Raw genomic sequence first — 12,129 nt, 5'->3', positions numbered from 1 at the left:
ATTTCTCCCTTATGAACCTGATGGCTCAAAGTCCGATAAGAAGCGATATTCTGCGACTTGCATGTTATATAGAGGATTCTCTTTATTTTGTTTTAGGCACTCAGCCACTTCATTTTTCCCAGCATTGTCGATGCTTTTCACCAAGCAACCTTCATCAGCTGCAGTACTTTTTTTAAATAATATTTTATCAGTATCCGATAATAAGCCTTGCATCACCGATACCACGAAAACTTGTAAACGAATGCTTTCTTCAGTTTTTGCACCCAAAACTTCTGTGCCACGCGCTAAATCAGCAAACGGAGCTGTCGGTGTTGTTGCTCGTTTAATATAAACTTGAGTCACAACTTGTTTTCGTCCGCCAGATTTTGACGCTGTATCCTCATCGGGATTATCACTGGCTTTACACGCCCCTCCTCCTAAACTCTCCCAATTCGGGCTATTTAAGAGGTATGCCCCTTTACTCAATGTAAAAGGGCTGCTCTCCGAAAAACAAAATACCAATTCAGCTTCTTTATGATTTTCATTTTTAAAGAAACCGACAATGCCATTGGCTGCTGCAATATCAGGTGTATTATTGGGATTTTGTAAAGCCAACAAAGCAGCATCAGAACTCTGTAACAACAATGTTTGTATCTGATTATTGGTGACCAATTTCAATGAGCTGATACTTTGACGAATTGCCAATGTTCCTACAATCATAATCAGTAACAAGACCATCAATACAACGATGAGGGTTGAACCTCGTTCAGATCGAATCATGTCTCATTCCCCCCAGTACAATCATCAACATCTGCCTTACACCCTTCCGAAACCCACCCCATTGCATTTCTCAATGAAATCGTTTGATTGACCGCTTGGCGTAAATGACCATTTTGATATTTTTTATCTAATTCAACCTCACTTCCCAAAACCTGAAATGCTCTACTATTTCTTTCCTTCACAATCGATTGATTACCTGCCGTATCTGTAGATTGAACCAATACCCCGATTTGAATCGCATGAATATGAGGCCGTACCTCCTGCATGACGCCATCAATATTTTTCTTTATAGACTGTTTTGAATAATCATCTAAAGTTCCGTATTGAATCTTGCCGTTTTTATCATTCAGTCCACCATCCATCCAACCATAGCGCACCGCAAAATAGTCAACATTGGGTAAGATCACTTGACTTGCTTGCTTCTCAATACCCAACTCTAACGACTTGTTTTCTTTTTTTGCATACTCAAGTTCAGCCTGTGTATATTGCACTGCTTGACAACGCAAGGAACGGCGCACATTGGTTTCAGCTGGGTCAACATAATAACGTTGCACCACAAAATCATCTTTTTTGAGTTTATTACCTGAACAATCAAAACCCGATTGTGGTGCTTGATAACGAATCAACAACTGATCATTTTCAGTTATATTATTTAGATTGGCACGCTGATAACGCTTTAAAGGCTGATCTTCATCCTCCTCTTCATCAAAACATGCTGTGCAATTTAAATTGATTTTCTCTCCCACATTTTTCGGTGTGAGAATAATCCCAGTATATTCAATTTGATCATTCACGGCAGGGATAGGCGCACTCAAATTTGCCTTACGAATATCCTCCACAATAAAATTCAAACCCAAACTTGCACTGTCTTGGATATGTGACATCGCTTTCTGTAATTTGTAACTGGTCACTCCAGCGATAAATAGTTGTATTGCAGCAGCAACAATAATTAAGCCCAAGGCTAATGAAATCATTAACTCGATAAGCGTGAAGCCTGAGACCCGATGAAACCGAGCAACGCTCGGTCGGGTCGTAAGATGAGAGGTTAAGCTTCGAGTACGAGGGTTTCTAGCGCAAGACGAAGAACTGTGCTTAAAGCAATTTGTAAGACTTTTTTTCATGTTAATAAGCCTCCAAAAATAGACAATGTGATCCTTTTACATACACGCCATCTTTAATGCATGCTTCTACATCATCCTTACCACTACCCTTGCTACTAGATAAAGACGTACTCCCCCATGCCACATAAATGCATTGGCGATGTTCACCAATAGGACAATCAGTAACCGCTAGATTCATACCATTTTTATTTGCTTGAAAAGATGCATTTTGAAGGTCTTGTTCCGCGACTTCCTTAGCACTTCCTGCTGTAGTTTCTACTTCTGTGGGGACAACTACCGCCCCAATTTTATATTCACCCTCTCTTAATCCTTGTGGATTCGCTCGCATACGCTCTGCCAAATCACGAGCAATGGTTAATGCTAATACTTGTTGATTTGCTTCGGCACTTGCATCTACTGCTTTTAACTGTAGAGCAGCAAACCCCAATACGGCGATAGCTAGAAGTAGCAATGCAACTAAAACCTCTACTAAACCCACACCTTTTTGATTGTTATAATTCATGTGCAAGCTCCTTCTTTTATTGTTGTATCACTCGTTATCCCGACCCCAATACAATAGGAAATACCATTTCGCTCTAACAGAAAATTTGTTGAAGCAGCAACACTGCCATTTTTTCTAAATATAAGACTAGTTTTATAAGGGCTACTAGTAACGGCAGTTATCCCATTTTTCAATTGAGCCACAAAAGTTCTTTGAGTTTCAGTTTTAGGAATTTCAATCGCTGTTGCGCAATCATCTGCTGATAAAGATCCTAAACACACTCCTGTCGTTTGACGGAGTAGAACTGCCTGACTTCGGGCCTCAGATACTTTCATCACCACTTCTCGGGCAGCACTTTCTAGTTTTTTACGTGTTATCATGTCGGCAAATGAAGGCGCAGCTATCACTGCAATAATGGCAAGAATTGCAATCGTAACAATGAGCTCTATCAGCGTGAATGCTTTATACTTTGCTAGTTGCATACAGCCCTCCCATATGCACAATTTTTATAATTTTGAATAATGTTCTAATGTTTAATTATCAATTTCCTACCAAAACAGCTGGAAATCTATTTTTTGCGGATAAAAGGTAGATATTGTCAGATAATCGACAAATTATTTAAATAGAATCAACTTATGTTATAAAAATGATAAATAAATCACACACCAGCGAGATTAAATAAAGAGTTTAAGTAAATAAAAAAGCAAATACCTTTCGATATTTGCTTTGGTTAAATATTAATAGTTTATGATGAAATTAACGACCATCCCAATTTGAAGTTGCTGAAAGTGTACATATAGAAGCACCTTTAACCCAACACTTTTGTCCCTCACTATTTAGTATCAGTATTCCATCGCCATTTTGTGCCGATGTTGTTATTGGCATGGCCGTCAATGTCCACGTTGAAGGTGTAACAATTAAATCTAAGCTATATAAAGCTGTTCCACTTTTAGGTGTAACATTAATCCCATAAATATCGTTAATTGTGGCGCTAGAATAATTATGATTCACCACTTTATATTGACTTAAACGGTGAGCAATATCCATCATTTCAGCTTGTGCATCAGTGCGCTTGGTTTTACGCACATAATCTTGATAAGATGGGTATGCAATCGCAGCTAAAATCGCAACAATCGCCACCACAATCATTAACTCAATAAGCGTGAATCCTCGTCCTTTTTTTTTAGGCATTATCAATCCTCTTCACCTCCATCATCCTCGTCATCGTGCTTATAATCACATCCTACGCCTTTTGCTGGATCTATCTCTATATTCGCTGGAGTGATTGTTTCACATTTAACACCTGTGCTGGTCAGCAAAAAAGAACTATTTCGCACATTATGACTTACAGCTTTAATCGCCCATCTTTGTCCAATCGCGTCTGAAGAAGTCAATAATGGATTACCAGCACTACCGTCTACAATCGTAAGTGTATATTTAGGATTAGAACTCTCCAACGGCAAGGTTAATTCTTGCTTAGTTTCATCAAAACTATCAACTCGCGGACCAGGCGGTGCCGGATACAAATAACGCGGATTAAATCCTCGATAAGTAAAGTTTCTTGATTTATGCCGCTCTAATTGCTCAGCAAGTTTATGCATTTCTTGCTGAGCCTGAGCTGCTATCGCACGACGAGTAAAGTGCTCATAACTTGGTATAGCGATTGCAGCGATAATTGCAACAAGCACAAGCACAATCATCAGCTCAATTAAAGTGAAACCTCTATCATTCATAATTCGATCTCACTTATCTCTTTGCATAACGTTCATACCAACGATTTGGGATAAAACGCATTGAACCACCAGCTTCAATGAACTTTTTACCAGCCTTACAGTCAGTTCCCACACAACCTTTACCAACGTCTTCAGGGTCAGGTACAACAATTGATTTAGTATTACCTCCACTCACAGAACCAACATTCAGGCTCACAATACCTGCGCCTAAGTTATAACTATAGTTAGCATTTTCAGCACAAACACCTGTCGGTAAACATAGGCGCTGTGCAAAACTTTTCCCCTTTACCCCTGCCCCACAGTTTGAAGATGTCCCATCTTCTGAAGCATCATACATCGTGACATATAAATTACCTTCCATCGCAATCAATGGTGTTAAACCTTTAATTACACTCTCATCTGCATCAATATGATTTTCACCTGTTGCGCTAAATTTCTTATCGAATCTGAAGTACCATCCTCCCCAGCCTGTTGTGGAATTCGCTAGAGCGCCTGTTACTCTGACTCGATTATTCCCATCTGCCTGATCTTTACGCACCAAGTTCTCATAACCAATATACATAAGCTTTGTTGTCGCTGCGGTTGTATCCGTTGTTGTAGCTATGGTCCGAGCAGTAATATTAGAATCAGGGTAAAACTGACCATTCGGATGAATATCATAATCATAGATTGCATAGACGGCATCATATTGCAATCCTGTTGAATTTCGCTTCCCTGTTGCCTCTGGAGAATCACTCGTTGCTAAGAGCGGTGAACTTTTATTACCTGAAACAAAGCTTACAACCACAACATTTGCACCTTCCAAACGATCTGAACTATGGTGAGCGGTGAAAACAGGAGCCAAATAAAAACGGGGGCTCGTACCATCCGTTTGATGTACATCTAGAATTTTAGTAATTTGACTATCAAACTTTGTAGTACTTCTTGCAAAATCAACACGGAATGCTTGACCAGCCAAGTCACCAAAATAGATATGATCAACCATACCATCATTATTACGGTCTACCGTTTTAATTTCACTCACAACACTATATTTTAAGTCGTTATTGACCAAGTGAGGAATCGCTTCACCTGTAGATGGATCACCACCATCGTTGGGGTCAGTTGGTGTTGTGGAGCCATTTGCATCTGCATACCACAGTAAATCGCCATTATCAGCATCAAACATGTATACACCTGCACCACGTCTATTTTCCTGCTGATAATCATAATGCTCATAGCCAGCGTAACCTGTACGGACACCGTCTACCCAGAGACCATCGCCATCACCACCACCAGCATCGTATCCACCACCAACAAACATGACGAGTTTACGCTGCCCTTTCCAATTAACATAGTCAAGCTTAGGTTTAGACCAACTCTGTCCCATGTTTTCAATCACAGAGAATGCTTTACCCTCTGGATGATCTTTGGAATACACCTTGCCAGTGCTTGGGTCAATATGGAATTTAAGCGCTGGATTATCAATGTCTGTCAAATCTAATGCATAATAACTGCGCCCCCCCATTCGCATACCACCATAAACCCATTGTTTACCCTTAAAGTTCTCTTTGTCTTCTTCTGTGCCAATTACATTACGGATAGCTTCTTTGACCGTTAATGTCCCATCTGGTTTGGTAACATAAACTGTATGTGCAGCCCACTCCCCATCCATGCCATAGTACAATGCATTTTTACCGCCTGCTAAAGTACCTGCATTTGATCTAAAAGTCTCAGCCTGTTTCTCAATCATTTCTTTTGGTACAAAACTAAACCTCTCTATGCCAGTATCTGCATCAACAACACTAAGTAGACCTTGTGTAGTCCCAAACATGACATAGTCTTCACGTCCTGTAGTCCCAATGTGGATTACCCCAGAAGCATCCCGAGTTGCAATAGCTTTACCCTGTTGTGTCAATAACACAGGCAATGAGTGATAAACACTACCCATTTGGCGTAATGTAGCAGTCATTGTTGCCAAATCTAAACCATTAGTGTCAGTTGTTGTAGGGATGCTATATCCTAGCAATGACATCATTCCCCGAACACGAGATGCGTCATCAGTTTTGGTTTTCTCATTCGTAGTGTAAGTATAATCAATACGGTTTAAATCAAAATTTCTGCTAACTTGTTGGTTTTCACTTTTGGTACCATCAAAGACATAGTCCGTAAGAACTTTACGCCCAGCGATTGTCGTTGACTCTTCACCATCTGTAAAAGTTTCCGTACCTAGTTTTAATTTACTTAAAGCACCATATTTTTCATAAATTGGTGTATCTGTTGGATAAGAAGTACTCTCAGAACCCCATATATCTCGTAAATCTTGTAATGTACTTTTTAAAACAACGGTACTCGCATCACCACTCGCACTTGCATATACACCATTATTGACAACATAATATTTTTTAACATTTCCAAACCAAAGTTGTTGTTTATCTTCGGATTTAACTTTAGGCTCAAACTGTGGAAAATAAGCATAAGGTTGAATAATTTCAGGATTTAATGCATCCATTGGAATTGTTGATGAACCTGTACTAATACTCGGAACAGAACCACCTACCTTATCAATAAATGCGTTGAGACTATTGACAACATCCTCTGCTTCAGTACCAACAATAAACCCACCTAAACCATATTCTCCCCCATCTTCTTCTAATTGTCCCCATGCTGTTGCATTACGACCATCGACACTGCTCCCTTGAAACACAGAACCAAAGCCCACGACTGCCGTCAGAACTTTACGTTTTTCATCCTGCACACCTAAGGCGGTTTTAATGATACTTGGATCATTAAGCGATTTTGCAAAAGAGCCTATTGCTCGCCAATCAGATTTAGCAGTACCTCCATAATCACCTAAATTCCCCCCTTCATTCGTACCACCAGATAAACCCTCACTAAAACTATAACTTACTCTACCCAATGCTTTTGCCATTAGATTACTAGTATCCGTAGCGCCTGGCGTTTGTGGTTCACCATCTGTTAAAAAATAAATCCCTTGTCCACTGCATTCTGCGACATCAGAAGACCTATTTAATGGTGTAACATATTTTGTACTTGTTCCAGAACCTGTCACTAAACTTGCATCTGCTGTCCGAGAATGTTCGATACCACTGTAAGTTCCCCCACCTGTGGTTGTTCCCAACAAATATGCAGCTGCTTCCGCATAAGCAGCAGAAGTTGGTGTACCACCATTTCCCTTAAAGTTTGGATCTTTAATTAAATTTAAAACTTTGGTACGTTGTGCTGAACCAACTTCTCCCCATGGTGCCGCTGGAATACGCATATAGCCTTTTCGATTAATATCATAACCACTACCAATATATGGATAAGTTCCTATCCCAATTTGTACATCTTTTTTAATACCATCTGGGTTTGTATTTTCATTATGAACTGGCATCATTGCCAATATGTACAAAGCTTCTTTTAACTTACTAATACGGTCATAATATTTCGTACCACCATCATAACGATAGTAATAATTATTACTATTTTTGACATGACCTACCAAATCTGCATTACTTGGGGAACCAGTCATTTTAGTACAACGACTAGTACTTGGGGTATTAGTTATTCCGTTGCATTTGTACCATGCTCTTGTACTAGAAAAAGAACTATTTGTATTATCCCAATAGTAATATTTGATTGTTCCACCAACTTGACAGTAGTTTTTAGTATAGCCACCAATGGTTATTTCATTATATTCAGCCGTATGTGCAGGATTGTTACCATTACTTAATTTTGGCATATCACAAGCATCTGCAGATGAATTTCTATCCATACTACCTGATGTATCCAGCATCATTACCACTGTACCTGTAGTGGTAGTTTGTTGTCCTGGAATATAAATCTCTATATCTGCTGCGTAACTCGGGACACTTGCACAGATCAATGAAGTCATTGCTGCTGCTATTGCACTGACTTTAAAACGATTTGACCAGTCAACCTGTTGCACATCTGCCAATGCATCATTTTGGCGAACTTGTTTCATTTTTAATTCTTTCATGATTTATTCTCCTAAGATGCACGCACAGTTTTAATGGTGTATTCCATTTCTTGTGTACTGTATGGAACATTATTTTTAGATAAACAGTCTGTTACGGTATCTTCATCCGCATTTTCATCCCAAAAACTGGTGTAATTAGTTAAACAGGTGTCAATACTTGATCTTGGGCGATCACTTAAATTAGGTAAAATTGACGTTGCAGTGATCACAACTTTTTGAATCCCTGTACTCTTTGAGCTTTCTTTATCATCACCTTCCATCATGTGCTCCCAATCTCGACTATTATCCGCAGCACGCACTGATACTTGCGTCATAACCGCATTACGACCACTCAAAAAGTCAGTCATTCGACTCACTTTGCAGAAACCATTTTGTCCCATTTCAGTATTTTTAATTGTCGAGCCTTCCCAATAGACCACACTCGCTAGACGACTTCCCGCAAAGTTATCAGTCGATGTCCCACGAATACAGAACACCAATTCTTTACCTTTATTTTCCGGACGTAAGGTATAGTTCAGCATTCCATCACCTATCCGCATATTGGCGAAATCCAACTCATCATCAGTTTTATTTTCAAGTGTAAAAAAGACCGAGTCGCTGGTCTGTTTAAGTAAAGCCTGAGCTTGTGCATTCGTTGCTATTTTTAAAGAGATGATACTGCCACGTATAGCCCATGTCCCAACGATAGTGAGCAAAACCAACATGATGAGGACTACAATCAAGACTGACCCTGTTTGCGCTTTTTTTTGTATTCGATTATTCATATCAGTGCTCACTCAATTCCAAAACCATTTCGAATTGCGATGGTCTGCGTTACAACTGTGCGTAAATACAACTTATTACGGGCATGGTCTACTAAAGGGCCTTCAACATTTAGGACCTTATATTTATGTTCCGCATCGAAAAACTGATTATTCCCTATCGTATCGGTAGAGCGAACCAATAAACCAAACTGTACAGAAACAATTTGGGGTTTTTCACCTGTTAAAGCACGATAATCTTCGATACTCATGTAACTAAAACAATCTAGACGAGTATCTGCCTCAAGATTTTCAGTTGTTGTAGTTGGAGGCGTTCCACTAGTTGTAGAAGCTGTAACACTATTACAGGCTGCATTTGCTCCATCATAAGCAACACCCAATCGAATACTTAGATGATCAACCCGAGGAATAATGATTTCTCCATTTCCTGCTAAATTTAAAGTAGTATTGGTTTTAGCTGATGCTTCGGTATAACGAGCAGCTTTGCAAGCTAAAGCAAGTGGCTGATTCGGATCACTGCGATTGGTATCTGCGCGTAAAAAATAACGCTCCACCACATAATCACTCACTGTTACTCCCTTTCCCTCACAATCAAACTGGTTTGGGGTATGAACACGATACTGGATCACAAGCTGATCACTACCCAAAGCATTGTCATCAGAATCTGTAATATCTAGATTCGTTTCTCCTCTTGCACCACGCGTCAATAAATCATCACTTATACTAAAAGCTGAATTATCATCAGAAATATTCTCTTTAGATAAAACAACACCTCCATATAAGGTCTTATCATTTATAATAGGCTTGGAAGAGTTGAGATTCGCTAGACGAATATTATTAATTACAGTACCCAAACCGAATAACGTTGAATTCTGTAGATTCATCATGCCTTGTTGAGCTGTTACACTTCTTTGGCTCGTTAAAAAAAGCTGTATAGCAATTGCACTCACCAATAATCCCAAAGCTAATGCAATCATTAATTCAATTAAGGTAAATCCCTTCTGTTTAGTTAAATGACGATTCATTTTAGAATGCCTCCATGACTAAACATTTGGTATCAGTAAGATAAGCACCTGTTGTAGTATCTACACATTGATTAATATTGTTTGCGGCAATAATTGTTTTCCCCCATGCGACATAAATACAGTTCAAATCACTCCCCACACAATCCTCAATAACAATGGTTTGTCCATGTTCATTGGCTTTTGCAAGAATCTCTGTAGCATCATGCTGTGCCATTGTTGCTGGATTACACTTTGGCAAATCAACTTTTACTGTAGATGGAACAGCATTACGGCTGCTGGTCCCTACACAGCTAGAGACATTTGTTGTTTTTGCATTAATGGCTGTTTTGTAGTTAGTTAAGGCTGTACGATTCACCCTAATACGCTCAGCTAAGTCTCGTGCAGTATTCATTGCAACTGTTTGCTCTGTTGCTTCTTGTGCTGCATCTAAAGCCCTAAGTTGCAATGCTGAGAAACCTAGGACACCAAGAGCAAGGATCACCAAAGCAACTAAAACCTCAATCAAACCAACACCATGTTCTTTATTTTTACTAATCATCAACATGTCCCCGAGGTAATACTATCAACCGTTCCCATTTTCGATACTAAAATGGTCCGACTCTCTTCCAGCGTTGCATTACATAGCGTAAAGCTCAAAGGTACAATTTCAGGAATCTTAGGTGGATTATTTGTAGGATCAGACTCACAAGGGTTTGGAGACGGATCATCGCACACAGGATTATCTATTTCTTTTGTTCTCTGTTTAGCTGTCCCTAAGTTTGAAAAAACCACATCAATTGCATCACTTGTCAGTACAATTCCCTCTTTCGGAGATACCCAATACAATGTTGTAGAGCTATTGACGGGGCAAACCACTTTCGTTTCACCGCTATTGGGATCTGTTTCAGTCGGACAAGTCAACTTGATCGTAATATCTTTACGTAATGAAATTGCTTGCCCTCTAGCTTCACCAAAAATGAGCGCTAAATCTCGTGCAGTGGTATCCAACTCTTTCTTTGCAATAATGTTTCCAAAAGATGGAGCAGCCAACATCGCGACAACTGCCATTACAGCAATCACCACCATCAACTCAATTAAGGTGAATCCCCAATTTTTCCCCATCGCCTTTACCAATATTTTTTAAATTTATGAGGCTATAATAGATTTTATTTTTACAGAACCAATACAAAGCAGATAAGAACCAAAAAAAAACAGATGGAATGCAATCCATCTGCTTCTAGTTCACATTTTTCTAGTAAAATTAGGCTTGTATCACCTGTATACGTAACTCTTTTGGTAGACTAAAAGTAATGTTTTCTTCCGTACCTTGTAATTCTTGAGGTGGCGTTGCCCCCCAATCTTGCAACCGTTGAATTACTTGTTTAATTAAAATCTCAGGTGCAGATGCGCCTGCCGTCACCCCTATTTTACTGTCCGATTTAAACCATTTTTGCTCAAGCTGATCTGCATTATCGACTAAATAAGCTGACTTTCCCATACGCTCAGCAAGTTCTCGTAATCGATTTGAATTAGATGAATTTGGAGACCCTACCACCAACACGACATCACATTGTTCTGCTAAATCGCGTACTGCATCTTGACGATTTTGTGTTGCATAACAAATATCATCCTTGCGCGGCCCTTGGATCTCTGGGAACTTACGTCGTAATGCATCAATCACTTTTGCTGTATCATCGATTGATAGAGTCGTTTGCGTCACAAAGGCAACTTTATCTGGGTGTTTCACCACCAAGTCATCAACATCTTGTTCATCTTCAACTAAATAAATCGCACCACCGCGAGACATATCATATTGTCCCATCGTGCCTTCTACTTCAGGGTGACCTTCATGACCGATTAAAATGGCCTCAGTTCCTTCACGCGCGTATTTGGTAACTTCGATATGAACCTTGGTCACCAAAGGACAGGTTGCATCAAATACTTTTAATCCACGTCGTTCAGCCTCTTGTTGTACTGCTTTTGATACGCCATGTGCGCTAAAAATCACAATAGAGTCATCAGGCACCTGATCAAGCTCATCAACAAAAACCGCGCCACGCTGACGCAAATCATCTACCACAAATTTGTTGTGTACGACCTCATGTCGCACATAAATTGGCGGATTAAAACATTCGAGTGCTCGATTGACGATCGCTATAGCACGGTCAACACCAGCACAAAAACCTCGTGGATTGGCCAACACGATTTCCATAACATCCTCTCTCATCATCTGAATATTTCAATCAAACTATTTCGTTTAGCAGCTCGCTACACTACAATAGCCAAGA

General features: G+C 39.6%; 12 protein-coding genes. All 12 read right to left on the bottom strand.

Annotated elements, in window-relative coordinates:
• Window positions 1–9 precede the first annotated feature (9 nt).
• Window positions 10–759, bottom strand: a complete 750-nt coding sequence (locus DK207_RS10080; protein ID WP_109441038.1) for a PilX N-terminal domain-containing pilus assembly protein — start codon at window positions 757–759, stop codon at window positions 10–12.
• Window positions 756–1,880, bottom strand: a complete 1,125-nt coding sequence (locus DK207_RS10075) for a PilW family protein (RefSeq protein ID WP_109441037.1) — start codon at window positions 1,878–1,880, stop codon at window positions 756–758. The genes DK207_RS10080 and DK207_RS10075 overlap by 4 nt, the downstream gene beginning before the upstream one ends.
• Window position 1,881: 1 nt before the next feature.
• The gene (gene pilV, locus DK207_RS10070) at window positions 1,882–2,382 is read right to left on the bottom strand and encodes a type IV pilus modification protein PilV (RefSeq protein ID WP_109441036.1); all 501 of its coding nucleotides are present in this window, start codon (window positions 2,380–2,382) and stop codon (window positions 1,882–1,884) included.
• Entirely contained in the window at window positions 2,379–2,843 is a 465-nt protein-coding gene (locus tag DK207_RS10065) for a GspH/FimT family pseudopilin (RefSeq protein WP_109441035.1), read from the bottom strand. Before DK207_RS10065 ends, pilV (DK207_RS10070) begins: the two co-directional genes overlap by 4 nt.
• A gap of 274 nt (window positions 2,844–3,117) precedes the next feature.
• Window positions 3,118–3,552, bottom strand: a complete 435-nt coding sequence (locus tag DK207_RS10060) for a type IV pilin protein (RefSeq protein ID WP_109441034.1) — start codon at window positions 3,550–3,552, stop codon at window positions 3,118–3,120.
• Window positions 3,553–3,554: 2 nt separating this feature from the next.
• Entirely contained in the window at window positions 3,555–4,094 is a 540-nt protein-coding gene (locus DK207_RS10055; RefSeq protein WP_109441033.1) for a type IV pilin protein, read from the bottom strand.
• Window positions 4,095–4,107: 13 nt separating this feature from the next.
• Window positions 4,108–8,076, bottom strand: coding sequence for a hypothetical protein (locus DK207_RS10050; protein ID WP_109441032.1), 3,969 nt, complete (start codon window positions 8,074–8,076; stop codon window positions 4,108–4,110).
• A gap of 11 nt (window positions 8,077–8,087) precedes the next feature.
• A complete protein-coding gene (locus tag DK207_RS10045; RefSeq protein ID WP_109441031.1) occupies window positions 8,088–8,840 on the bottom strand; it encodes a pilus assembly PilX family protein in 753 nt (250 codons plus the stop codon).
• A gap of 8 nt (window positions 8,841–8,848) precedes the next feature.
• Window positions 8,849–9,862 carry a PilW family protein gene (locus DK207_RS10040; RefSeq protein ID WP_109441030.1) on the bottom strand — a complete coding sequence of 338 codons (1,014 nt, stop codon included), beginning with the start codon at window positions 9,860–9,862 and terminating at the stop codon, window positions 8,849–8,851.
• A 1-nt stretch (window position 9,863) separates the two neighbouring features.
• Entirely contained in the window at window positions 9,864–10,400 is a 537-nt protein-coding gene (gene pilV / locus DK207_RS10035; protein ID WP_109441074.1) for a type IV pilus modification protein PilV, read from the bottom strand.
• Complete coding sequence (locus DK207_RS10030) at window positions 10,400–10,963, bottom strand: pilus assembly FimT family protein (protein WP_109441029.1); 564 nt, start codon at window positions 10,961–10,963, stop codon at window positions 10,400–10,402. The genes pilV (DK207_RS10035) and DK207_RS10030 overlap by 1 nt, the downstream gene beginning before the upstream one ends.
• A gap of 139 nt (window positions 10,964–11,102) precedes the next feature.
• Window positions 11,103–12,053 (bottom strand): 4-hydroxy-3-methylbut-2-enyl diphosphate reductase, encoded by a 951-nt coding sequence (ispH, locus tag DK207_RS10025; RefSeq protein ID WP_109441028.1) that lies wholly within the window; start codon window positions 12,051–12,053, stop codon window positions 11,103–11,105.
• Window positions 12,054–12,129: the final 76 nt, after the last annotated feature.

This window comes from Acinetobacter haemolyticus (assembly GCF_900406815.1).
In the GTDB taxonomy this organism is placed as follows: Bacteria; Pseudomonadota; Gammaproteobacteria; order Pseudomonadales; family Moraxellaceae; genus Acinetobacter; species Acinetobacter haemolyticus_A.
The sequence above is the reverse complement of the archived record's forward strand: the minus strand, read 5'-3'. Positions and strand labels throughout refer to the sequence as shown.

Excerpts from the sequence above, each read along its gene's own strand:
- DK207_RS10080 (WP_109441038.1), bottom strand. The coding sequence starts at position 759 with ATGATTCGATCTGAACGAGGTTCAACCCTCATCGTTGTATTGATGGTC.
- DK207_RS10075 (WP_109441037.1), bottom strand. The coding sequence starts at position 1,880 with ATGAAAAAAAGTCTTACAAATTGCTTTAAGCACAGTTCTTCGTCTTGC.
- pilV (WP_109441036.1), bottom strand. The coding sequence starts at position 2,382 with ATGAATTATAACAATCAAAAAGGTGTGGGTTTAGTAGAGGTTTTAGTT.
- DK207_RS10065 (WP_109441035.1), bottom strand. The coding sequence starts at position 2,843 with ATGCAACTAGCAAAGTATAAAGCATTCACGCTGATAGAGCTCATTGTT.
- DK207_RS10060 (WP_109441034.1), bottom strand. The coding sequence starts at position 3,552 with ATGCCTAAAAAAAAAGGACGAGGATTCACGCTTATTGAGTTAATGATT.
- DK207_RS10055 (WP_109441033.1), bottom strand. The coding sequence starts at position 4,094 with ATGAATGATAGAGGTTTCACTTTAATTGAGCTGATGATTGTGCTTGTG.
- DK207_RS10050 (WP_109441032.1), bottom strand. The coding sequence starts at position 8,076 with ATGAAAGAATTAAAAATGAAACAAGTTCGCCAAAATGATGCATTGGCA.
- DK207_RS10045 (WP_109441031.1), bottom strand. The coding sequence starts at position 8,840 with ATGAATAATCGAATACAAAAAAAAGCGCAAACAGGGTCAGTCTTGATT.
- DK207_RS10040 (WP_109441030.1), bottom strand. The coding sequence starts at position 9,862 with ATGAATCGTCATTTAACTAAACAGAAGGGATTTACCTTAATTGAATTA.
- pilV (WP_109441074.1), bottom strand. The coding sequence starts at position 10,400 with ATGATTAGTAAAAATAAAGAACATGGTGTTGGTTTGATTGAGGTTTTA.
- DK207_RS10030 (WP_109441029.1), bottom strand. The coding sequence starts at position 10,963 with ATGGGGAAAAATTGGGGATTCACCTTAATTGAGTTGATGGTGGTGATT.
- ispH (WP_109441028.1), bottom strand. The coding sequence starts at position 12,053 with ATGGAAATCGTGTTGGCCAATCCACGAGGTTTTTGTGCTGGTGTTGAC.